Consider the following 23,882-nt stretch of genomic DNA (forward strand, 5'->3'; position numbering starts at 1 on the left):
CTGCACAAGGAGTGCGCCATGCACCGCTATGCTGAGAAAATGCATCAACTGATCCGGAGTCTGCTGCTTTTGTCATTGATCACTGCAACGAGCGCCCAGGCGGCGGAAAAGATCGACCTGATCATCGACACCGACCCAGGCGCCGACGACGTGGTGGCGCTGCTGTTCGCCCTGGCGTCGCCCGAAGAGCTGCATATCCGTGCGCTGACCACCGTCGCCGGCAACGTGCGCCTGGACAAGACCTCGCGCAACGCTCGCCTGGCTCGTGAATGGGCGGGGCGCGAAGACGTGCCGGTCTATGCCGGTGCGCCGAAACCCTTGATGCGCACGCCCATCTACGCAGAGAACATCCATGGCAAGGAAGGCCTGTCGGGTGTCACGGTGCACGAGCCGAAGAAGGGGCTCGCCGAAGGCAATGCCGTCAACTACCTGATCGACACGCTGAAGGCGGCGAAGCCCCACAGCATCACCATTGCCATGCTGGGGCCGCAGACCAACCTGGCGCTGGCGTTGGTCCAGGAGCCGGACATTGTCCAGGGCATCAAGGAAGTGGTGATCATGGGCGGTGCGCACTTCAACGGCGGCAATATCACCCCGGTGGCTGAGTTCAATCTGTTCGCCGATCCGCAGGCGGCCGAGGTGGTGGCCAAGAGCGGCGTGAAGCTGACCTACCTGCCGTTGGACGTGACCCACAAGATTCTCACCAGCGAGGCGCGCCTGAAGCAGATCGCGGCGCTGAACAACAATGCCAGCAAGCTGGTGGGCGATATCCTCAACGAATACGTCAAGGGCGACATGGAGCACTACGGCATGACGGGCGGGCCGGTGCATGACGCGACCGTGATTGCCTACCTGCTCAAGCCGCAATTGTTCACTGGTCGTTCAGTCAATGTCGTCGTGGACAGTCGCGAGGGCCCGACGTTCGGGCAGACCATCGTCGACTGGTACGACGGCCTGAAGGCGCCGAAGAACGCGTTCTGGGTGGAAAACGGTGATGCCCAAGGGTTCTTTGACCTGCTGACCGAGCGCCTGGCGCGCCTGAAGTAATCTGCCTGGCTTATAGCGCGCCCCTGGCTGGACCTGCGGGCGCGTGCCTCAATCCACGGCGTCGACGATGCTCGGGTAGCGCTCGAATGTCTGCTGGATGAAGTTGCGGGCGACTTCTATCCCCAACTCTTTCACCAACAACTCTATGCAGATGATTGCCAGTTCCTCCGGGCTTCCGGGGCTATAGGAGCTGTGGCCCTCCGACCATTTGGCATTGATGGTGGCTTCGATACTGACGGTGCTCATGGTCGGGCTCGCGAGTTGGAGGTCTGTAGGCTGAGTTAAACATTTTTGCCCGGGATTTGGCACTGCGACTTAGGCATTGGGGGAGGGCTGTGCGACACTTGTTCCTTTATTTTTCAAAGGAGCTTCGCCGTGCAGATAGATTTGAACGCTCCTGATGGCCTGACCGTCGAGGCGGTTCGTCAATTGCTGGCCTCGGCCAGTGACGACGAGCATACCCAGCTGCGCGTGACCAAGGACGGCATCGCCTATTTGTCCTCGGGTGTGGTCGGTGGCGTTGACATCGAGGGTTTGCGGTTTCGGCTCGAAACTTGGGCGAAGGGTTCGGGGTACGTCGGCCGGGTCGCTGCCAGCGACGAGGTCTGGGTCATGCAGATCTACAACGCGCTGAAGGACAACTGGCCCAATCCGCCCTTCGATTACATTGATGTTTATTGAGCCGCGTTCATATCCAGTCACGATTCAGGCCTGAACAGCGGGAACGGGCTCAGGCAAACTGCCAGCTTTCCCCAGGCTGATGCCTGCGGTGTTGAAACCAAGCGCCGTTTGGGCTGTCGCACGTTCTCTGTTTATTCATCGAAAAAAGGAGGCTTCATGCCTTGGAAGCTCGCGTCATTGAGTACTTTGCTGGCCGCCATGTTCTTGAGCGGTTGCAGCAGCACCTCTGAATCGACCCCCGAACCTGTAGCGGCCGAGACCGGTCACAGTCGCTGCGAAGCAAAGGCCGCCGAGTTCGCCATTGGCAAGAAGGCCTCGCCACAGTTGCTGGAGCAGGCCCGTACCCGTGCCGGCGCGCAGAATGCCCGGATCCTCAAGCCCAACGACATGGTCACGCTCGAGTACCGCTCCGATCGCCTGAACCTCAATACCGATGCCGACCTGGTGATCAACCGGGTGAACTGTGGCTGATTGAAGGTTTTCAATCGCCCATAAAAAACCCCGTCACATGGACGGGGTTTTTTTGTGCGCCGAGAAATTACTCTGGGCGAACCTGTGCAGCTTGCATACCCTTTTGGCCTTTCTCAGCCACGAAGGAAACGGTCTGGCCTTCTTTCAGGCTTTTGAAACCGTCGCTTTCGATAGCTTTGAAGTGTACGAACAGGTCGTCACCGCCACCTTGAGGAGTGATGAAGCCGAAGCCTTTTTCATCGTTGAACCATTTAACGGTGCCGGTTTGGCGATTAGACATGGTGTATCTCCAAGAAACATATATTTTCAGTGTACTGTGCTGCTCAGGCCAACTGGGCACACCCGGGTATCATAGTCGAAATGTTCGATTTGGGAGCCCCCCGCAGGCGCTGTTTGCCAATCAGTCGTGTTTACTTTATCGCCTTTACCCGCTGAAAGGCCCGGTTTTAAAGGCTTTGAGCCGAAAGTAAAGACGATAAAAAAAGCTGTAAAACCTGAATAAATCGTCCAAAAAAGCCTGAAATCAATGTTTTTAAGCCTTGTGGCGTCTATCTGGAAGACCTGTTTCCTTACTTTTTCGGCTTGTCAGTGGCCTTGCATTTTGCAATCTGGCCCAGTGCTTTTTGTTGAAGCTCCGGGGTGGCCTTGTTGTCCATCAACGCCTGGATGTCCGAGGCCGGGTAGGACTTGATGGCGTCGGCGCCACAGGCACAGTGGGATTTCGCCGCCGCCGCGCCAATCTGCGGGGTAGCGGCCTGGGTGCACTGGGCCATGTATTTATCCCGCTCGCCCTTCGGCCAGTCGGCGTGGGCACTCAACGGCAGCAGCAGAACAATGGGGGCGACTACGGCGAACAGGGTATTGAGACGCATGCGGGGATGCTCCTTCTGGGTCGATGTTCTGTGATTCGAGGGCTCTAGGGTCGATCAAGTTCAGCACTCTGGCATAAAAGCGGACGATTTGCCTTCCTGCGACAGCCTTGTGCATCGATGACCGTTCATCTGTGCTAGCATGCCGGGCTCGGCTATTTCCAGGCTGCGGATGCTCGTTCGTCCCGGTGGCAAAGAGTCCGAATAACCCTGATTTGAATCCCAGTCACTCTGGTTCGGTTTTCCCGGTTGGCCGCAAGGCTCCTGCCGCTGTAAGGCAGGCGTTCGTCATTGAATGGCCTGGACTGGATCTTGTACTGGCTCATCCCAACCCACGTGACCTTTGGTAGGGGTCACCACTAGGAGAGGAGGCGCCATGCCAACTATTACTCTTCCCGACGGCAGTCAACGTTCGTTCGATCACCCGGTTTCCGTAGCCGAGGTCGCCGCATCCATCGGCGCGGGCCTGGCCAAGGCCACCCTGGCCGGCAAGGTCAACGGTAAACTGGTCGACGCCAGCGACGTCATCGACAGCGACGCCACGCTGCAAATCATCACGCCCAAGGATGAAGAGGGGCTGGAGATCATTCGCCACTCCTGCGCGCACTTGGTTGGCCACGCGGTCAAGCAACTGTACCCGAGCGCGAAGATGGTCATCGGGCCGGTCATCGACGAAGGCTTCTATTACGACATCGCCTTCGAGCGTCCTTTCACGCCGGACGACATGGCCGCCATCGAACAGCGCATGCAGCAGCTGATCGAGAAAGATTACGACGTCATCAAGAAAGTCACCCCGCGCGCCGAAGTCATCGAAGTCTTCAAGGCCCGTGGCGAGGACTACAAGCTGCGTCTGGTGGAAGACATGCCGGACGAGCAGGCCATGGGCCTGTACTACCACGAAGAATACGTCGACATGTGCCGCGGTCCGCACGTGCCGAACACGCGTTTCCTCAAATCCTTCAAGCTGACCAAGCTGTCCGGCGCCTACTGGCGTGGCGATGCGAAGAACGAGCAGTTGCAGCGCGTCTACGGCACTGCCTGGGCGGACAAGAAGCAGCTGGCGGCCTACATCCAGCGCATCGAAGAAGCCGAAAAGCGCGATCACCGCAAGATCGGCAAGCGCCTGGGCCTGTTCCATACCCAGGAAGAGTCCCCGGGCATGGTGTTCTGGCACCCGAACGGCTGGACCCTGTACCAGGTGCTCGAGCAGTACATGCGCCAGGTCCAGCGTGAGAACGGCTACCTGGAGATCAAGACGCCACAAGTGGTCGACCGCAGCCTGTGGGAGAAATCCGGGCACTGGGCCAACTACGCCGACAACATGTTCACCACTCAGTCGGAAAACCGCGACTACGCCATCAAGCCAATGAACTGCCCGTGCCACGTGCAGGTGTTCAACCAGGGCCTGAAAAGCTACCGCGAGCTGCCGATGCGCCTGGCCGAGTTCGGTGCCTGCCACCGCAACGAGCCGTCGGGTGCGCTGCACGGCATCATGCGCGTGCGTGCGTTTACCCAGGACGATGCGCACATCTTCTGCACCGAAGAGCAGATGCAGGCCGAATCCGCCGCCTTCATCAAGCTGACCATGGACGTCTACCGGGACTTCGGCTTCACCGAGGTCGAGATGAAGCTGTCCACTCGTCCGGAAAAACGCGTCGGCTCCGACGAGCTGTGGGATCGCGCCGAAGCGGCCCTGGCCGCCGCCCTCGATAGCGCGGGCCTTGCGTATGACCTGCAGCCGGGCGAGGGAGCCTTCTACGGTCCGAAGATCGAGTTCTCGCTGAAAGATTGCCTCGGTCGCGTCTGGCAGTGTGGTACCCTGCAGCTCGATTTTAACCTGCCGATCCGTCTGGGCGCCGAATACGTGTCCGAAGACAACAGCCGCAAGCACCCGGTCATGCTTCACCGCGCGATCCTCGGTTCGTTCGAGCGTTTCGTCGGGATTCTGATCGAACACTACGAGGGCGCGTTCCCTGCGTGGCTGGCGCCGACCCAGGCAGTGATCATGAATATCACTGATAAACAGGCAGATTTTGCCGCTGAAGTCGAAAAAACTCTCAACCAAAGCGGATTTCGTGCCAAGTCCGACTTGAGAAATGAAAAGATCGGCTTTAAAATCCGCGAGCATACTTTGCTCAAGGTTCCCTTTCTCTTGGTTATTGGAGATCGGGAGGTCGAGATGCAGACTGTCGCTGTGCGTACTCGTGAAGGTGCTGACCTGGGCTCGATGCCCGTCGCCGAATTCGCTGAGTTCCTCGCGCAAGCGGTTTCCCGGCGTGGTCGCCCAGATTTGGAGTAATTATTATTAAGCGTGAAATGAGACAAGATAAACGAGCTGCACCGAAAGCCCCGATCAACGAGAATATCTCGGCACGCGAGGTTCGGTTAATTGGCGCTGACGGCGAGCAGATTGGCATCGTCTCGATTGATGAAGCGCTTCGTATTGCTGAAGAAGCAAAGCTTGATCTGGTAGAAATTTCCGCGGACGCAGTCCCACCGGTTTGCCGGGTGATGGACTACGGCAAGTCGATCTTCGAGAAGAAGAAGCAGATTGCCGCGGCGAAGAAAAACCAGAAGCAGATTCAGGTAAAAGAAATCAAGTTTCGTCCAGGGACGGAGGAAGGGGATTACCAGGTAAAACTGCGCAACCTGGTACGTTTCCTGAGTGATGGGGACAGGGCCAAGGTATCCTTGCGATTCCGCGGCCGTGAGATGGCCCACCAGGAGCTGGGGATGGAACTCCTCAAGCGGGTTGAACAAGACCTGCTCGAGTACGGTTCGGTCGAACAGCATCCTAAGATGGAAGGACGCCAGCTGATCATGGTCATCGCCCCGAAAAAGAAGAAGTAATCACCAGGGCACGGCAGGCCTTGCGATTATGTTTATCAACTGAATGCGGAGTATCCGAACATGCCAAAGATGAAAACCAAAAGTGGTGCTGCTAAGCGGTTTCTGAAAACTGCTAACGGTATCAAGCACAAGCACGCTTTCAAGAGCCACATCCTGACCAAAATGTCGACCAAGCGTAAGCGTCAACTGCGCGGTAGCAGCTTGCTGCATCCGTCTGACGTGGCAAAAGTCGAGCGCATGCTGCGCCTTCGTTAATTTTTGGATCAAGAATAGAGGAAGTAACTCATGGCTCGTGTAAAGCGTGGCGTCATTGCCCGTAAGCGTCACAAAAAAATTCTGAAACTTGCTAAAGGCTACTACGGCGCGCGCTCCCGCGTATTCCGTGTTGCCAAGCAAGCGGTAATCAAGGCAGGCCAATACGCCTACCGTGACCGTCGTCAGAAAAAACGTCAGTTCCGCGCTCTGTGGATCGCTCGTATCAACGCTGGTGCTCGTGTTAACGGTCTGTCCTACAGCCGTTTCATCGCTGGCCTGAAAAAAGCGTCCATCGAGATCGACCGTAAGGTTCTGGCTGATCTGGCAGTGAACGAAAAAGCGGCGTTTGCTGCGATTGTCGAGAAAGCTAAAGCCACCTTGGCTTAAGTACCCCCGGCAGTCACCCGGGCCCACCTCTGTGGGCCCAGGTGTCAAACGTCATAAATAGGGGAAGAGCCTTAAAGCTCTTCCCCTATTTTGTATCTGGAGTCTGTACATGGAAAACCTGGACGCGCTGGTCGCTCAAGCACTAGAGGCTGTGCAAAGCGCTGAAGATATCAATGCCCTGGAGCAAATCCGGGTTCACTACCTTGGCAAGAAGGGCGAGTTGACTCAGGTGATGAAGACCCTGGGGAACCTGCCAGCCGAAGAGCGTCCGCAGGTCGGTGCGCTGATCAACGTTGCCAAGGAGCGTGTCACAGAAGTCCTCAATGCGCGTAAGGCGTTGTTCGAGGAGGCGGATCTGGCTGCCAAGCTCGCCGCCGAGTCCATCGACGTGACTCTGCCTGGCCGTGGCCAGACTTCCGGTGGCTTGCATCCGGTGACCCGGACCCTGGAGCGCATCGAGCAGTTCTTCACCCACATCGGCTACGGCATTGCCGAAGGCCCTGAGGTCGAAGACGACTACCACAACTTCGAGGCACTCAACATCCCAGGCCATCACCCGGCCCGGTCGATGCATGACACCTTCTATTTCAATGCGAACATGCTGTTGCGCACCCATACCTCGCCGGTACAGGTCCGCACCATGGAATCGCAGCAGCCGCCGATCCGCATCGTCTGCCCAGGCCGTGTGTACCGCAGCGACTCCGATATCACCCACTCGCCGATGTTCCACCAGGTCGAAGGCCTGCTGGTTGATCGCGACATCAATTTCGCCGACCTGAAAGGCACGATCGAAGAATTCCTGCGGGTGTTCTTCGAAAAAGAACTGGCGGTGCGTTTCCGCCCTTCGTACTTCCCGTTCACCGAGCCCTCCGCCGAAGTCGACATGGAATGCGTGATGTGCAGCGGCAAAGGCTGCCGCGTCTGCAAGCAGACTGGCTGGCTGGAAGTCATGGGCTGCGGCATGGTTCATCCGAACGTGCTGCGTATGTCCGGGATCGATCCGGAAGAATTCTCGGGCTTTGCTTTCGGCATGGGCGTCGAGCGCCTGGCCATGCTGCGTTACGGTGTGAATGACTTGCGCCTGTTCTTCGACAACGACTTGCGGTTCCTTGCGCAATTTCGCTAGGTCGCGGTAACGAATTTATTAGGAGAACAGGATGAAATTCAGTGAACAATGGCTGCGCGGCTGGGTAAGCCCGCAGGTAAGTCGGGACGAGCTGGTTGCTCGCCTGTCGATGGCCGGTCTTGAGGTCGATAGCGTGACGCCGGCCGCCGGTGAATTCAGCGGCGTGGTGGTGGGCGAGGTGTTGAGCACCGAGCAACACCCGGACGCTGACAAATTGCGGGTTTGCCAGGTCAGCAATGGCGCGGAAACCTTCCAGGTGGTCTGCGGCGCACCTAACGTGCGCCCAGGCCTGAAGATCCCGTTCGCCATGATCGGTGCCGAACTGCCGGGCGACTTCAAGATCAAGAAAGCCAAGCTGCGTGGCGTCGAGTCCAACGGCATGCTGTGCTCCCAGGCCGAACTGCAGATCGGCGAAGGCAACGATGGCCTGATGGAACTGCCGGCTGATGCGCCGGTGGGCCAGGACATCCGTGAGTACCTGGGCCTGGACGATGCGAGCATCGAGGTCGACCTGACGCCGAACCGTGGCGACTGCCTGTCCTTGGCCGGCCTGGCCCGCGAAGTCGGCGCGCTGTATGCCGCCCCCGTGACGCGTCCGGTGGTCGCGGCCGTGCCGGCGGTGCATGACGAAGTGCGTTCGATTGAAGTCCTGGCGCCGGCGGCATGCCCGCGTTACCTGGGCCGTGTGATCCGTAACGTCGACCTGTCCAAGCCAACACCGCTGTGGATGGTCGAGCGCCTGCGTCGCGCCGACGTGCGCAGCATTGACGCCGCTGTCGACATCACCAACTATGTGATGCTGGAGCTGGGTCAACCGCTGCATGCGTTCGATCTCGCCGAAATCAACGGCGGCATCCGCGTGCGCATGGCTGAAGAGGGTGAAAAGCTGGTGCTGCTCGACGGCCAGGAAGTGACCCTGCGCAGCGACACCCTGGTGATTGCTGACCATACCCGCGCCTTGGCGATTGCTGGCGTAATGGGCGGCGAACACAGTGGTGTATCCGCCACGACCCGCGATGTATTCCTGGAAAGCGCGTTCTTCGACCAGATCGCCGTCGCTGGCAAGGCGCGTTCCTATGGCCTGCACACCGACGCCTCGCATCGCTACGAGCGTGGTGTGGACTGGCAACTGGCCCGTGAAGCCATGGAGCGCGCCACCGGCCTGCTGCTGGAGATCACCGGTGGCGAAGCCGGCCCGATCATCGAAACCGTCAGCGAACAGCACCTGCCCAAGATCGCCCCGGTCACCCTGCGTGCCCAGCGCATCACCCAGATGCTGGGTATGGAAATGGACGCCGCTGAAGTCGAACGCCTGCTCAGCGCCCTCGGCCTGAACATCCGCGCCGATGGGGCAGGGCAGTGGCGCGTCGAAGTGCCAAGCCATCGCTTCGATATCAGCCTGGAAGTCGACCTGATCGAAGAACTGGCTCGCCTGTATGGCTATAACCGTCTGCCGGTTCGCTATCCGCAAGCGCGCCTGGCCCCGCAAGCCAAGGCCGAAGCCCGCAGCGATCTGCCGGAACTGCGTCGCCTGCTGGTGGCCCGTGGTTATCAGGAAGCGATCACCTACAGCTTCATCGATCCACGCCAGTTCGAGCTGTTCAGCCCCGGTGTCGAGCCGCTGTTGCTGGCCAACCCGATCTCCAACGACATGGCGGCCATGCGCTCGTCCTTGTGGCCGGGCCTGGTCAAGTCGCTGCAGCACAACCTCAACCGCCAGCAGGATCGCGTGCGTCTGTTCGAAAGCGGTCTGCGCTTCGTCGGTCAACTGGACGGCTTGAAGCAAGAGCCGATGCTGGCCGGTGTCGTCTGTGGCAGCCGTCTGCCGGAAGGCTGGGCGCAAGGTCGCGATGTCGTCGATTTCTTCGACGTCAAGGCTGACGTGGAAGCGGTGCTGGGCTTCGCCGGCGCGCTCGACGCATTCACTTTCGTACCAGGCAAGCACCCGGCGCTGCACCCAGGGCAGACCGCACGCATCGAGCGAGACGGGCGTGAAGTCGGCTATGTCGGTGCCATTCACCCGGAACTGTCGAAAACCCTGGGCCTCGATCGGCCAGTCTTCGTTTTCGAGCTGGTGCTGGCCGAAGTGGCCCAAGGGAAAATGCCGAAATTCCAGGAGTTATCGCGCTTTCCTGAAGTGCGTCGTGACCTTGCGTTGCTGGCCGACCGTGACGTTGCTTCCAGTGCTGTACTGGAGGTAATACGTGAAAATGCAGGCGAATGGCTGACGGACCTCAGGCTATTTGACGTGTATCAGGGTAAAGGCATTGATCCGCATAGAAAAAGCCTTGCAGTTGGCTTGACCTGGCAGCATCCATCGCGCACTCTTAATGACGATGAGGTGAATACCGCAACGCAGAATATCCTCACCTCGCTCGAAAACAGGTTGAACGCCACGTTAAGGAAGTGACGTATGGGGGCTCTGACGAAAGCTGAGATGGCGGAACGTCTGTATGAGGAGCTGGGCCTGAATAAACGGGAGGCCAAAGAATTGGTCGAACTGTTTTTCGAAGAAATCAGGCACGCTCTGGAAGACAACGAACAGGTCAAGTTGTCCGGTTTCGGCAATTTCGACCTTCGGGACAAACGCCAGCGGCCTGGCCGCAATCCGAAAACGGGAGAAGAAATCCCGATCACGGCTCGCCGTGTGGTCACCTTTCGTCCAGGGCAGAAGTTGAAGGCCCGAGTTGAGGCTTATGCTGGAACCAAGTCATAACGACGAACTACCCGTCATCCCGGGCAAACGCTACTTCACCATTGGTGAAGTCAGCGAGCTGTGTGCGGTAAAACCGCACGTGCTGCGCTATTGGGAGCAGGAGTTTCCTCAACTCAACCCGGTCAAGCGCCGCGGAAACCGTCGGTATTATCAGCGACAAGACGTGCTGATGATCCGGCAGATCCGCGCGCTGCTGTACGATCAGGGGTTCACCATCGGCGGCGCACGCCTGCGCCTCTCCGGTGATGAGGCCAAGGACGATACAACCCAGTACAAACAAATGATCCGCCAGATGATCGCCGAGCTTGAAGATGTGCTGGTTGTGCTCAAGAAATAAAATTTCTGCTTTAAATACTTCCAGTTTTCAAAAGCTTGCGATATATTCCTGAGCGTTCCGTTGAGAAGCGGAACAAGATTCACGCCTAGTCGGGGCGTAGCGCAGTCCGGTAGCGCACTAGCATGGGGTGCTAGGGGTCGAGTGTTCGAATCACTCCGTCCCGACCATATAATTCAAGGGGTTGCGAGATTTTATCTCGCGACCCCTTTTTATTTCTCTTCGTTTTTACCCCTACAAAACCACTGGCTCTGGGTGGAATCCTCAGCTGATACAAAGGCCAGAGTTTGTCCCGGAAGGCACAAGCAGCACGTCAATGCGTCCAGTAAGACCTTCAGGCCGAACGCACGTTTACGCAGAGCTGTCCGTTCTTGATCATTTAATCGTTGCTCTGAAAACGCGAACAGAACCCTTGCTTGGACTGATAGGGCTAAGTGCGCAGACAGAAGTGTTCGAAAGATGTTGAATGGGGTGTGAGCTCGACTTCGGCTGGTCGTGTGATTCGCGCCTCGAGCATGAGGATCCTCAGAGTCGGATTTTCGTTTTCATGTGCTTATCTAGGCGACACGCTTGGTCGGCTGACGTTCGCATATGGCTTTACCGTACGGAGGGATGAAGCGTATCGTGCTGGCAAAAGGACATGGATAGATATTTGCCTCGCAAGGATGACGTTTCTTCCCTGAGCGCCCATCTCTTCGGTGCATATCCTTAGCATCCTGCTTAAGGATCAGGCATCCAGACGTTCCTAAAAACATCGTTGGAGCAAGCTTGCCGGGATGTCCCGCGTTTCTTCCTGCGTAAGCGCTTGATAGCGCATAAAAGCTAACTTAAAGGCTGAAATGTGGACTTTTCGACATTATTAAAATTGTGGGATGACGCCAGCACTGCTCAGCTAATGGCTCCGCGTGTAGTCATGGTGGCAGTGGCGGCTTTGTGCCTATGGTATATCGGAAGATATTTCATCCCATCGTTCGTGCTGAGCCGAAGGCTCAAGTCGCTTAGGCGTAGCATTACAGCTATCAAGGCAAAGTCGCCTGATCAGCTCCAAGCAGAGCTGGAGAAAGTATTCAGTGCGACAAAACTGAAGCATCTTTGGAAGGAGTATTCAGAGACTCTTCACAATCAGTTCGAATATCACGAAGGCGAGGAGCGTCTGGTGCGCTCCCGTGCGACCACTGTCGCGGCAAATTTTTTTACAGGTCAGAGTGTCGTCGATACACCGTTGGCTACTGAGTTCTTCAAGCACCTGCCGGGCATTCTGACGGGTGTTGGCATTGTAGGAACCTTCTTTGGTCTGATGTTAGGGTTGCAGCACTTTGATCCAAGCACGCCGGAGCTGGTCAATTCGAGCGTGGACAAACTCCTGAAGGATGTACTCTTTGCCTTCATCGGTTCATTCCTTTCCATCATGGCGTCGATCATCGTCACGGTTTCGGAAAAGTGGCGATTAGGGCGCTGTTACAAGCACCTTGAATCGCTAAATGAGGCAATCGATAGCTTATTCGACAGTGGAGTTGGCGAGGAATATCTTGCTGCGCTCGTAAGGTCCAGTGCTGAAAACTCGATCCAGACTCGCCAGCTGAAAGACAGTCTGGTTACGGACCTTCGGGAAATGCTGCAAAACCTGGTCGATACGCAGGTCCGCGAAAGTCTCAAGTTGGCAGACACGTTATCTACGACCTATCGTGACTCCGGGCAGCTGTTGGCGGATCAGGTCAGCAGTGCCATTGAAAACAGCTTGAAGTCACCATTGGAAGCAATTGCCGGAGCGGTACAGGCTGCCAGCGGCGATCAATCCGGCCAAGTGCAGAACCTGCTTCAGGATGTTCTGGTTGCTTTCATGAACAAGCTGGAAGGAACCTTTGGTCAGCAATTCAACGGCCTGAACGAAATGATGGGCCAGTCCGTCGCTGCCATGCAGTCAATGCAACAAGGATTCTCCAGCCTCATTCAAGACATGCGTACGGCTAGCGAAAGCTCGAATCAGAGCAGCTCAGCAATGATTGCAAAGCTGCTTACCGACATGCAGACCGGCCAAAGTGCCATGCAGGCTGGTATGAACGAGATGCTGACAAATCTGCAGTCGTCCATCGTCCGCATTGGCAATGAGGGCGAAGACGCTGGCGCTCGTATGGCACAGCAGTTGGAAAAAATGTTCGCCGACAGCGAGGCGCGCCAGCTGGCGATGGCCGAGAGTCTTCAGTTGTTTGTCGAGTCAATCCAAAAAAACATGGGCCAAGGTCAGCAAGAAACCATGGCCAAGATTGCAGGCTCTGTAGAAGTGCTCGGCGAGCAGCTTTCTACTGTTTTCAAAAAACTGGAAAGTGGGCGCGAGCAAATGGATCAGTCCACTCGCGTTGCACAAGCAGAGCTTCATCAAGGCACTCGGGAGTTGGTGGGCGGGTTAGACGAGCATGTCAAAACGCTGCTGCAGTCTGTCGCCGAACAAAATAAAGCCTCGCAAGACAACGTCAAGGCATTAAGCGCGCAAACCGAACAGCATCTGCAAAGCATGCAACTAGGTGCAGACAAAATGAGAGCCGCAGCTGAGCGCTTTGAAAATGCCGGACTGAGTGTATCGAGAGCGAGTGAATCGACGGCTGGTTTGCTAGGCACTGTTCAAGGGGCTGGTACCGAGCTTGCTCAGGCCTCACGAGAGTTGAACAGTGTCGTCGCGGACTATCGCAACAACCGTGAATCGTTGAGCAAAACACTAACCGTCATCGAGGGCGTGGTGGCTAGCGCGCAAGTTGAGGCCAGCGGACGTACTCAATACCTCCAGGATCTGAAGCAACAATCGGAACGCATGCAGTCGCTCAATCGCGAGGTTCATGAGTACCTGGAAAACATCAGTGGTGTTTTGGGTGATGGTTTCAAAGAGTTTGGCGACGGCATGGACAGGGTACTCCGGCAGACGTTGGGTAGTCTGGATACGGAGCTGGATAAAGCTGTTAAGAGTCTGGCTGGCGGCGTCGACGGTGTGAAGGAAAGCATTGAAGACTTCGGCGACATCATGGAACGAATTAGGCAGTAACGGAGGCTGACATATGTTTGGTAAGCAAATGCCTTCGGTGGCCCGAGCCAAGGATGAAGCGGAGAAGCCGTTCTGGATTTCTTTTGCCGACCTGATGACGGCCATGATGATCCTGTTTCTCGTAGTGATGGTCGCGGCCCTGAGTTCGGTCACACAGAGAATTAATCAGGCGGAGCAAGGCGAGAAACAGCGCAGTCGCGACATTAGCCAGCTCTGCGAGCATTTGCAGCTCAAGGCTAAGGGCTCGAATGCAACCATCGTTGTCGACTGCAAGGACAACCGCATCAGTTTCGGTGAGGCGGGACGTTTTGGGCATAACCAGTACTCATTGAGCGACGAGGGTCAAAGTGCCCTTCAGGGCGTAGTGCCACTCATTCTTGATGCTGCCGATAGCGAAGAAGGACGTAAGTGGTTCAAACAGGTCGTTATCGAGGGGTTTACCGATACCGTCGGCTCGTATTTGTACAACCTGCACCTGTCCTTACAACGGTCCGAGTGGGTGATGTGTAGCCTGCTTGATAGTCGCAGCCCTCTGCAAATCGGCCTTTCAGCTGAAAGACAACAGCAGATCAGATCGATGTTCCTGGCGGGTGGTGTTTCTTTCAACAACGCAAAGGACACCAACGAGGCAAGCCGCCGAGTTGAACTGAGAATGCAGTTCTACGGCTTGAAGGAGAAGGAGGAAAACCTCAAACCAGAAGTTCCGGTATTCGCCAGCACAGTGTCCGAGAAATGCCAGTTGGCGATGACGCGATGACTAGTGCATTAGCCAAGCTGTCGTCAGCTATAGCGCTCGGGCTTGCTGCCCGTAGAAGTGCGATCAGTTCTGAACCGTTGGCTCGCTTTCCTAGAATGGAAGCTGCCAGTGCTGATTTATATGACCGGTTTGAGCGGGCAGAGAAAGCGTTGCCACCGCCTCAGGAAAAACGTAGAGCCGCCATCAATAAATTCAGGAATGTCCTGCCTCTGTCGTCCTCCGAATGGCGCATGGTCTTCGCCGGTCTCGCCGATAAAGTCGAGAGTGTGGGCCCCATTCTTGAAGGCGAGCAACTTTATGGTCGAGTCCATATCGAGGTCAGTCAGCGGATCGAAAAACGGCGCCTGAGCCGCCGCGATTGGCTGGCGCTTTGTTTCAGCTACTTCGGTTACGAGTCCGATAAGCCCGACACGAATCCGGTCTGGTGCTTGTTGCAAGGCGACATCCGCAATGGTTTCGCTTGTGTAAAGGCGCAACAGACTCGTGAAAAAGAATGGATCCGTATCGTCCAGTATCATAAGCAGCTGTTTTCCGAACAGGCTGGGGAGACGCTTGGCGAGCAGATGTTCAACGGCGAGATCAGTGATCTCTCGGTGCTGCAAACAATCGCGCAGATACCTGACAGCAGTTGGTTATGGCACCGGATATTTAACGTATTGCTGTCTCGAATCTTTAATTTGGAAGACGACGAGTTCTCGAAAAGATTCCCCGACTTCATTGAGATCGGGCGTCAGCATCCGACATACATGAATGCGCTCCTCAGCGCCTGCCTGACGCGTTATCACGCAGCGTCGTATCGGGAAAAACCGTCGTCCCTTCTCAAACAGAGTGCTTTGGATAACTGGGGCAGCCCACAAATTCGCTCCAGGCAAAATAGCTGGCTTCAGTACGTGGAGAAAGACGTTTGTGCGATGGTGGTCGCGTGGTTTGCGAAAGAAGACCTTGAGCACTTCTTCAATCTCCTCAAAGGCGATAGGGATGTAGATCAGGCACGCCTGTTCTATTGGCTACGTTTCGCGAATCAGATGAGCTATACGCGGATTGTGTTGGGTGCAGACGCCAAAACGGATGCCGGGTCTGACTTTGTTGATTTTCGGCGAAAAAACAATGGCCGCTTGAGCTACCTGGCGGGCAGTAAATCAAGCAACAACGCAGTCATTATGCAAATTGCAAATTATCTGTTCGTCGAGTTTTCGGAGAAAGGCAACGCTTGTTACGTCTACAAAGCCGACAGCGCACCGTTCAACCCGGACCAGATTTATCTGGATCTTAACTCGGAGTTGAAACAGAAAAATAAATCAGCCGTAAAACCCATGGGACATATGGCTGTGCCATCAAGGCCAAACCATGTTAGCGGATGGCTGGCTAAATTTGACGAGACTCTTGCAGAACTCGGTATCCGGGCTGATGGGCACATTGATAGTCGAGGTGATCACCCATTCAGGTCGCCACCCAAAACTATTGCTTTCGAAGCGCAGTTGGCGGAAGCGTTGAAGGGGATTTCTCATAGGGTGTATGACTCCCGCGCCAAAGGCGGAGCCTTACAAGTGCAACTTGAAAGTCATGAGCCAGCGGCCATGGCTTCTCTGCAGCGCCTCGGCTTCAAGCCCGTCAACAATCAGCCACTGAAATTCTGGAGGCAGTAATGCTCAAGCGTTTTCTATCTGGAAAAGGCCTGCTGCCGCAGTCCGGTGAGTTCAATAATTTGCCACTGTACTCGATAGAGGAGCAGGGATTGTGCTTCCCGCTGAGCCTTGCCGACAGTACTGAGTTTTGGTCACTTGTAAGTTACCTCGATCAGCTCGAAGAGGAAGAGTTCGTATCCCAACTCAGTGATCGCTGGCTACTGCCGTGGGACGAGCTTTATCGACTTTTGAATGAGGAAGGGCACGTCAGCAGCGTACCGTTACTCGGATTGCCAAAGCAGTCGAATTTGACGCCGCAGCTCACTAGCCAAGGCAGTCTTGCTTCGAACGATTTCAAGGTATCGATAGGTGCTTGGCGCGATAACGAATCCGCCGCTACAGTGCAAACCAAACGCACGGGCGCAGTCCTCACGCATGGCGATAAAATCGAGCTGCTGCCTGAGGCAACTTATCAATTGGTGAGTGCTGTTCGGCAGCTCCATTTATCGCAACAAGAAAGCCCTGGCGAACTTACCAACCAGATTGGTTGGGCCAGCGTCCGCAAGCTGGCCCGCAAGGCTGGCGCAGGTATGGATGGTTTTCTCGAAAAAACCGTTGTGGTCAGGCCCGATAATCTTCGTCTCAATCCACGTAAATCGAGTGTAGGCAATACGCCAGTCATCGAGCTGGAACCTACTTTCGACGGGCAGCCGGAAAATTGGCTGGAAAGTTTCGATGCCCACAAACAAGTGCAGGATCGTTACCGAGTCACCGGGGCTGACGGATCATTGACCCATGTGCTGATCGAGCCGGAAGTTAAATCGGTGCTCGATTATGTGCGTTCACTGCACGGACGCCGAGTGGCGGGCGACCATGCGCTTTCATTTATCCGGAACCCCTATAGTGCCTTGGGTGATAGTGCCAGTCAGGTGCTGGACGCTGACACCTATGAAAGCGACCTGGCGAACGCTGGTATCTTCTTTCACCGTTTTCATCTTGAGCCCGAGCTCAACGACGATACCGGTCTGCGCATTCAGCGCATTAACCTGACCCTTGAGCCCATTTCACCAACGCCGCAAGCATCGATAGAGCTGCCGTTCAACGAAGCCCATGAGTTTGCTCCCTTCGTGCATGAGCTTCAGTTGAAGCTGGCAGCAGGCATGCCGGCGGGCTTCTGGCAGGGTTACGAGCTTGAATTAAGCGACTTCGATTTACGCCAATTGGCAGGCATCAGTGAGTTGCTTAGACGCTGGCAGAACGAAGCGGCTGGCGCGGAGTTCGACGCAGTGTTGGATTTGTCGCTGTATGGCGATCGTGTCACTGGCATCGGCGAAGCAGAGCGCATCACGTCACCTTTTCTGGTCAAGGAGGCGACAGAAAACTGGTTGCCTAAAGACCTCGCGGATTTAGGCATCGACGCCGAAATCCTCGGGCGCTGGGATCCGTCGGATCGGGCTCAGTTTGATGAGTTCGAGCAACGGCTGGACGAGGCTCGCGCGGCAGGTGATGAGACGGTGCTGATGCCACTCTCCGACACGCCGCTTTCCATCTCGGCGGCAGAGCAGCTATTTGATGCCTGGTCCAAAAAGATATCCATACCCGAGACCCGGATTTCGAGTCTTGACGAAAAAGTAGGCCGTGCGGTACTCCAAATAGGTCATAACATCGACGAGCCAACGTACGTTCAAGTACGTCAGCAAGCCCTACGAGCAGCACTCGATGCTCGGCCTGAGCTGCCGAGCCTGCTAAGACCCGACGTCATCTTGAGAGAACATCAGTTACAGGGCGTTGCATGGCTTCAACATCTCTTCCGGCTTTCGCCAACAGACGTCTCAGGTTGCTTGCTCGCCGATGACATGGGCCTGGGCAAAACCATTCAACTGCTGACGCTTCTGGTCTGGTATCTGGAGCAATATCCTCAAGACAAGCCGACCTTGATCGTTGCGCCGGTTTCATTGCTCGATAACTGGGAGCGAGAGCTGCACCGGTTCTTCTTTGCTGACGCACTCCCCGTCCTGAAGCTTTACGGCTCGGCTTTGAGCGCGGTGAAGTTCAAGAAAGACGAGATTCCCGCCGACTTGAAGGCGAAGGGTATCAAGAACCTGCTTCGCCCGGGCTGGGTTGGCGGTGCACGTATCGTACTGACCACCTATGAAACGCTTCGTGACCAAGAGTTTTCCCTAGCTCGCCAGCAATGGTCGATCGTCGTGTGCGACGAAGCTCAGAAACTGAAGAACCCTGCCGCTCTGGTGACTCAGGCAATCAAGGCTGTTCCGGCTCGATTCCGGGTCGCTTGCACCGGGACGCCAGTGGAAAACTCCCTGATTGATCTTTGGTGCCTTTTCGACTTCATCCAGCCAGGCTTCCTTGGCGGGTTGAACCAGTTTGGTCGGGAGTACCAGCGACCCATCGAAGCTGCACTTGAGCGAGACACCGTTGCCTTGGAACGCTTGCGTGAGCTGATTGAGCCGCAAACCCTGCGCCGCACCAAACAAGACATCGCCAAAGACCTGCCCGCGAAAATCGAAGACAAGGGTTGCCGTTCACTGTCGATGCACACCCTACAGCGAAATCTTTACCTCTCGGAAATTTCGGCCTATAGCCAGAAGCAACAGATCGAAGAACAGCTTGATCAGAAAACCTCCGGAATGCTCGGCCTGCTGCACAAGCTCAAACTCATCTGTGCTCACCCCTATAGTGTTCAGCCGGACAAACGCCTGCGTGACAACTCGCCGAAACTGCGCTGGCTGATCGATACCCTGGAGTCCATCAAAAAGGCCGGGAAGGGTGACAAAGTCATTCTCTTTACCGAGCTGCGTGATATCCAGCGTGAACTTCAACACGCTATTCAGGAGCATTTCGGATTCCGCGCCACCGTGATCAACGGCGACACAAGCACCAGCAGCCAGAGCGCGAACAGCCGACAAAAACTGATCGACCAGTTCCAGGCTCAGGCGGGGTTCTCTGTGATCATCCTCTCGACTATTGCCGTTGGCTTTGGTGTCAACGTTCAGGCTGCCAACCACGTCATCCACTTCACCCGATGCTGGAACCCGGCCAAAGAAGATCAAGCCACCGACCGTGCGTATCGGATCGGGCAGGAGAAGGATGTTTACGTGTATTACCCAACAGTGCGCGATGCAGCGATGCCGACGTTTGAAGCGACGCTGGATGAGCTGTTGAGCAAGAGACGGGCGTTGGCGAGGGATATGTTGAGCGGCTCCGGGGATATTCAAGCCAGTGACTTTGAACGAGTGCTCGGGGTCAGTTGAGGCAAAATGAGCGGCAAGGGCCGCCGCTCACTGTTCAGATCAGGTATTGGCCGCACTTTCCACTGGCAGTGTAGCCAACTCGCTTTCCATTTCTTCATCATCTCCCACCGCTGAAGCGGGTAGACGCTTGGACACTGTAACGCCTAAGGCGACGAACTTGTCCACGGTTTTGGTCAGGCTTCCGTGATCTCCTTTCAGTGTATTGACGCTTTCTGTGTAGCTTTTCTGCACCGTTGCGATCTGATTGCCGAGCTTGTCCATTTTTTCCACAAAGATTCGCAACTTGTCGTAGACCTTGCTCGCCATCGTGGCAAGTTGCAGCGTGCTGCTGTTTTGACGTTGGATACTCCACAGATTCGATACGACCCTTAATACCGGGAGCAAGGTGGTGGCGGTAATTATCGCAATACGTTTTTCGTAGGCTGCCTGGAATACCCCCGGACTGTGCTCAGCCGCTACTAAGTACGCGGGCTCAACCGGCATGAATAAAAACACAAAGTCGGGAGAGTTGATTCCGTTAAGGTCGGTGTATTTCTTATCGGACAACCCGTTGATGTGGTTCTTCAACGCCAAAACGTGAGCGGACAGGGCTTTGGTGCGATCTTCGTCGGTTTCGGCGGCGACGTACTCCGTATAGGCCACCAGCGACATTTTGCTGTCAATGATGATGTGTTTGCCTTCAGGTAAATTGACCACGAAGTCTGGTCGATTGTTTCCTGCATCGTCGTCCTTGAAGTTCGCCTCGCGGTGGTACTCGAACCCTTTGCGCAGCCCTGCTTGCTCGAGCAGCATTTCTACCTTTTGCTCGCCCCAAGTGCCTTGAAGTTTTTTGTCGCCTTTGAGCGCCTTGGTAAGGTTTGACGCCTCGGTTGTGATTTGGACGTTCAACTCCATCAGCTTGACCAGCTCGCTTTTCATCGAGCTTTGGCCTTGGACGGTATCGGAGTGAACCTGATCCACCCGCTGACGGAATGATTCGAGCTGGTCCTTGAACGGTTTTAGCAGAGTGTCCAGCCCTTGACGGCTTTGTTCCGAGAAGCTCTGCTGTTTGCTGTCGAAAATCTGATTTGCAAGGTTCTGAAACTCCTGCTTGAGTTGGACCTTGTTATCTTCCAACAGCTGCAGTTTCTCTGCAGCTGAGTGCTGGTCGCGCTGGTGGCGCATGTTTATTTCGGCAAGACTCTGCTTCGCAAGGCTGAGTTCATCTCGCGTATCGGCTAGTTCTTTGTCTCGTTGGGCCAATGTGTTGCGCAGCGTGTCCAATTGGTCCTTTTGTTCTGCTGCCTGCCCCAATTGTTCGCGCTGCTTTTTGAATTCTTCCTGGGCATTGTCGAGACGACTTTGGAGGTCCTTATTGGCGGTTTTTACTTCCATTAGCTGATGCGCTTGTTCCGCGCTTTGACCTAGATGCTCACCTTGTTTTTGCAGTTGTAGTTGAGCTGCGTCAAAACGCGCTTGCTGCTGCGTCAGCGCCTGCTTCAACTCATCCAACTGCCGAGTCTGCTCCTGGCCTTGGCCAAGCTCTTGTTTTAATTCGCCGAGCTGTAGCCGGAGTAGGTTCGTTTCCACACTGTGTTTTTCAATGAGAGCGGCGGCCTCTGCGAGTTGCTGCGCTTTATCGAGCGTGCGTTGCTTCTCGGCCTCCAGCGAAGTCTTGAACTCGCTGAGCTGAATGCTGAGCTGCTTCTCGATCTCTCGATGGTTCACCAATGCTTCACTGGCCAGTTTCAGCTCATTTTGATGTTCCGATTGCTCATGGAGCATTTGCTGCTCACGTTGCCGAGAAAGCGCAACATCGTTCAGCAATTGCTGGTGTTCAGCTTGATGACTGGATTGTATTTCGGAGAATTGTTGAGCCAGCTTGCCTGCCGCGATATGGCTATTGATCCAGAAACCGATCCCCAGAAACAGCAAGCTGAAGAGTCCGATCAGGGCCGGAATGAGATATTGTTGTGCCATCGGTACGTCCTTTTATCGCTGGGGTGGATTGCAAAATGATGGCACGGAGCTGGTCGACTGAGAACTGTTAAATATCGACCTGGTTTTAATCGAAGGTAAGCTTCTCGGAGATTTCGATGTTTAAGTGTTAGCCGGTGGGCCACGATACTCGATTAAAAACAAATCATTCCGTGCCGGCCGGTAATTAGGCCCAGGTTAAGCAAAGCGGAGCCGGCGGTGATTACTCATCATCAGCCCAGCGGGGAAGCATCGCAGTGTTTTCTGCGTCTAGCATCGGATCAATGCAGCGCAGTTTCTTCCGCTTATTTTTCCACGGAATGACTCTGTGCAAAAAGAATTGCGGTCGAGATATCGAGCGATATGGAAGCAAACGACTTCATCAGCAAGGAATGCGGCAGTGCCCAATCCCACTTTTCGCGTAGCATGTTTTCCACCTCCGAAAGTATCGAGTCTAGATCAGCAGCATCCAGGCTTCCGACTTCCTTCAGTGCCATTTGGGTTCGACCGATGTCGGCGTCAACCTCAATGGTAAGGCCTGCGTTATCACAAGAAAGGCCGACATGATTGAGTAACAAGCGCAGTGCATCGCTGGCATGATCACCTAGCCAGCTCATCAGATAACACTTACCGCCCGACTCAACTATGTAGCGCTTACCAAGTCCCAGCGAAACAAATGTCTTTCGAGCCTCGTCGAGAAGCTCTTGAGCCCCTTGATCAATAAAGGGGCAGGGGATTGTGTCTGCCAAGACGGCTCGCATTTCTTGGCGTACGTTGTCATGCACCATCGCACCCAGACCATCGAACTGAGGAGGGGCACCACCGCGTGCTGCTGAAACGATGATGACTTTGGCCTGGAGATCAACATCACGAACCTGCCACCTCCGGCCTCCGAAAATAATGCGCTGATCCTTGGTCAGTGGACGGCTTACCGGCACAGATCCCAGTGCCCTACCATCGCATACAAGGCGAAATTCTTCGTCGCTGGTGAATGCGCTGTAGAACTCATAGTGGTTGATCAATCGCTCTCCAACCGTCCCAGGAAGAAGCAACCCTGAGCTGTCCTGAACAATGAGCTCGTGCTCGCCGAGCGCCTTGAGCAACTTCACAAAGTCTGGTTTCTCAACTTTTGGAAATGCTCCCTCAGCAATCAAACTTTTCCAGAGATCTGTAGCAGATGCACCGCCGCACTGGGCAATCACTGAAAGACATTGTTGAACGAGGGTGGACGCGTGAATGCCTTGAGCCCTGGGAGGTTCAAACCACCCCTTGGCCAGCAGTCGAACCATGGCAATGGTTTGGACCAAGCCTTGGCGCAGTTGATCCGAGAGGCTCGATCCATCTTTGAGTGGCGATTCCTTGCAGTAAACGCGCAGCGTTGCTTTTTCTCCTGGGCGCCTTCCCGATCGCCCTAGACGTTGTCGCAGACTCGCCACCGATGGTGGGGCACCAATCTGCACGACTGTTTTGATGCTGCCGATGTCTATGCCGAGCTCAAGCGTCGTGGTGCAAATCGCGGATGCTGCATGAGTCCCTGCCTTGAGAGCATGTTCTGCTTGCTCACGTAAGTCCTTCGAAAGGCTACCGTGATGAGGCCAGAATTCGTTAGGCACGCCGTCTTTCTCGCAGCGCCGTCGCAGTTGATCTGCGTACCATTCAACCTGAGACCGGCTGTTTGGGAAAATCAGGTTGTTACTGCCGCGTAACACCTTGTAAAGATGATCAGCGATCGCGAAGTCTGGGCTTGCCTCGTTCTCTGTCTCGTCTTCATTTTCCGCCTGGCCAGAGAGCTTTACGGGCTTCTTCTTGAGCTCGCTCATGGGTGGCTGAATGTAACCACGAACTTGCACTTGGAGAGTCTGGTTGGAGCTTTTTGATTCAATGACGGTAACGCCATCGGCATTTCCCGGGCGCAAAAACTCCGACGCCATCTTCATATCGCCGAGGGTGGCTGAGAGCCCGACTCTAGGGAGACGGTGGCCGGCAACAAGTTCTACCCGATGCATTAGCGACTGAAGTTGCTTGCCTCGTTCGCTACCGATGAACGCATGCAGCTCATCCACGACGATATAGCGCAGGTGCTGGAACACCCCGCCAAGACTTGAGCCGCGGTTGACGAACAGGGCTTCAAGGGATTCAGGAGTGATCAGAAGCACCCCCTCAGGGGACTTCAAGAAACGATGTTTTTTGCTTGAGGAGATGTCTCCATGCCAAGCCACTACGGGAATCTCAAGCTGCTCACAAAGACGGCTTAATCTGTCCCACTGGTCGTTGATCAAGGCCTTGAGTGGGCTGATATACAGCACCGAACCAGGTGGGTCATCATGATTCAGCAGATTGGTGAGGATGGGAAGAAAAGCAGCCTCGGTTTTGCCTGCTGCTGTTGCTGCGGCGATGATGACATCCTGATCGGCATCCACCAGCACAGGAACCGCCCATTCCTGGGCGTCGCGCAAAGAAGTCCAGCCTTCCGCCCAAATCCATCGCTGGATTCGGGAGTCA

20 protein-coding genes and 1 tRNA gene are annotated in these 23,882 nt (G+C 55.5%); 16 read left to right on the top strand and 5 right to left on the bottom strand.

What is annotated here, in order from left to right:
* The first annotated feature begins 18 nt into the window (after window positions 1-18).
* On the top strand, window positions 19-1,047 hold the full coding sequence (locus tag J4E63_RS08130) for a nucleoside hydrolase (protein WP_072339745.1): 1,029 nt from the start codon (window positions 19-21) through the stop codon (window positions 1,045-1,047).
* A 48-nt stretch (window positions 1,048-1,095) separates the two neighbouring features.
* Here the strand turns inward: J4E63_RS08130 and J4E63_RS08135 are convergent, their stop codons facing one another.
* Window positions 1,096-1,293 (bottom strand): hypothetical protein, encoded by a 198-nt coding sequence (locus J4E63_RS08135; protein ID WP_072405216.1) that lies wholly within the window; start codon window positions 1,291-1,293, stop codon window positions 1,096-1,098.
* Between the two features lie 129 nt (window positions 1,294-1,422).
* Here J4E63_RS08135 and J4E63_RS08140 point away from each other — a divergent pair, with 129 nt between their 5' ends.
* A complete protein-coding gene (locus J4E63_RS08140) occupies window positions 1,423-1,728 on the top strand; it encodes a hypothetical protein (RefSeq protein WP_060738178.1) in 306 nt (101 codons plus the stop codon).
* 156 nt (window positions 1,729-1,884) lie between these two features.
* Window positions 1,885-2,199: an I78 family peptidase inhibitor gene (locus J4E63_RS08145; protein WP_192260072.1), complete on the top strand. Its 315-nt coding sequence runs from the start codon at window positions 1,885-1,887 to the stop codon at window positions 2,197-2,199.
* 67 nt (window positions 2,200-2,266) lie between these two features.
* Here J4E63_RS08145 and J4E63_RS08150 read toward each other — a convergent pair whose 3' ends face one another.
* Entirely contained in the window at window positions 2,267-2,479 is a 213-nt protein-coding gene (locus J4E63_RS08150; protein ID WP_003179963.1) for a cold-shock protein, read from the bottom strand.
* A gap of 289 nt (window positions 2,480-2,768) precedes the next feature.
* Entirely contained in the window at window positions 2,769-3,071 is a 303-nt protein-coding gene (locus J4E63_RS08155) for a hypothetical protein (RefSeq protein WP_103308401.1), read from the bottom strand.
* A gap of 373 nt (window positions 3,072-3,444) precedes the next feature.
* Between J4E63_RS08155 and thrS the strand changes: the two genes are divergently transcribed.
* From thrS to zorD, 13 genes are all read left to right on the top strand, one after another.
* Window positions 3,445-5,367 carry a threonine--tRNA ligase gene (gene thrS / locus J4E63_RS08160; protein ID WP_014337550.1) on the top strand — a complete coding sequence of 641 codons (1,923 nt, stop codon included), beginning with the start codon at window positions 3,445-3,447 and terminating at the stop codon, window positions 5,365-5,367.
* Entirely contained in the window at window positions 5,367-5,918 is a 552-nt protein-coding gene (gene infC / locus J4E63_RS08165; RefSeq protein ID WP_169432615.1) for a translation initiation factor IF-3, read from the top strand. Before thrS ends, infC begins: the two co-directional genes overlap by 1 nt.
* 60 nt (window positions 5,919-5,978) lie before the next feature.
* Complete coding sequence (gene rpmI / locus J4E63_RS08170) at window positions 5,979-6,173, top strand: 50S ribosomal protein L35 (RefSeq protein WP_002553160.1); 195 nt, start codon at window positions 5,979-5,981, stop codon at window positions 6,171-6,173.
* 30 nt (window positions 6,174-6,203) lie between these two features.
* A complete protein-coding gene (gene rplT / locus J4E63_RS08175) occupies window positions 6,204-6,560 on the top strand; it encodes a 50S ribosomal protein L20 (protein ID WP_002553161.1) in 357 nt (118 codons plus the stop codon).
* 109 nt (window positions 6,561-6,669) lie between these two features.
* Complete coding sequence (pheS, locus tag J4E63_RS08180; RefSeq protein WP_003203624.1) at window positions 6,670-7,686, top strand: phenylalanine--tRNA ligase subunit alpha; 1,017 nt, start codon at window positions 6,670-6,672, stop codon at window positions 7,684-7,686.
* Between the two features lie 31 nt (window positions 7,687-7,717).
* Window positions 7,718-10,096: a phenylalanine--tRNA ligase subunit beta gene (gene pheT, locus J4E63_RS08185; protein ID WP_207281607.1), complete on the top strand. Its 2,379-nt coding sequence runs from the start codon at window positions 7,718-7,720 to the stop codon at window positions 10,094-10,096.
* A gap of 3 nt (window positions 10,097-10,099) precedes the next feature.
* Window positions 10,100-10,402 carry an integration host factor subunit alpha gene (gene ihfA, locus J4E63_RS08190; RefSeq protein WP_002553164.1) on the top strand — a complete coding sequence of 101 codons (303 nt, stop codon included), beginning with the start codon at window positions 10,100-10,102 and terminating at the stop codon, window positions 10,400-10,402.
* Entirely contained in the window at window positions 10,383-10,739 is a 357-nt protein-coding gene (locus tag J4E63_RS08195; RefSeq protein WP_003179985.1) for a MerR family transcriptional regulator, read from the top strand. The genes ihfA and J4E63_RS08195 overlap by 20 nt, the downstream gene beginning before the upstream one ends.
* A gap of 90 nt (window positions 10,740-10,829) precedes the next feature.
* Window positions 10,830-10,906 (top strand) — tRNA-Pro (locus J4E63_RS08200).
* A gap of 671 nt (window positions 10,907-11,577) precedes the next feature.
* Window positions 11,578-13,770 (top strand): type I Zorya anti-phage system protein ZorA1, encoded by a 2,193-nt coding sequence (gene zorA1 / locus J4E63_RS08205; protein ID WP_207281608.1) that lies wholly within the window; start codon window positions 11,578-11,580, stop codon window positions 13,768-13,770.
* Between the two features lie 13 nt (window positions 13,771-13,783).
* Entirely contained in the window at window positions 13,784-14,527 is a 744-nt protein-coding gene (gene zorB1 / locus J4E63_RS08210) for a type I Zorya anti-phage system protein ZorB1 (protein WP_207281609.1), read from the top strand.
* Window positions 14,524-16,173 (top strand): type I Zorya anti-phage system protein ZorC, encoded by a 1,650-nt coding sequence (zorC, locus tag J4E63_RS08215; RefSeq protein ID WP_207282465.1) that lies wholly within the window; start codon window positions 14,524-14,526, stop codon window positions 16,171-16,173. The genes zorB1 and zorC overlap by 4 nt, the downstream gene beginning before the upstream one ends.
* Entirely contained in the window at window positions 16,173-19,424 is a 3,252-nt protein-coding gene (gene zorD, locus J4E63_RS08220; protein ID WP_207281610.1) for a type I Zorya anti-phage system protein ZorD, read from the top strand. The genes zorC and zorD overlap by 1 nt, the downstream gene beginning before the upstream one ends.
* Window positions 19,425-19,463: 39 nt before the next feature.
* Here zorD and rmuC read toward each other — a convergent pair whose 3' ends face one another.
* Both rmuC and J4E63_RS08230 read right to left on the bottom strand, forming a co-directional pair.
* Window positions 19,464-21,383 carry a DNA recombination protein RmuC gene (rmuC, locus tag J4E63_RS08225; protein ID WP_207281611.1) on the bottom strand — a complete coding sequence of 640 codons (1,920 nt, stop codon included), beginning with the start codon at window positions 21,381-21,383 and terminating at the stop codon, window positions 19,464-19,466.
* A 302-nt stretch (window positions 21,384-21,685) separates the two neighbouring features.
* Window positions 21,686-23,860 carry a DEAD/DEAH box helicase gene (locus J4E63_RS08230; RefSeq protein WP_207282466.1) on the bottom strand — a complete coding sequence of 725 codons (2,175 nt, stop codon included), beginning with the start codon at window positions 23,858-23,860 and terminating at the stop codon, window positions 21,686-21,688.
* Window positions 23,861-23,882: the final 22 nt, after the last annotated feature.

This window comes from Pseudomonas sp. FW300-N2F2, assembly GCF_017351655.1.
Classification (GTDB): Bacteria; Pseudomonadota; Gammaproteobacteria; order Pseudomonadales; family Pseudomonadaceae; genus Aquipseudomonas; species Aquipseudomonas fluorescens_AA.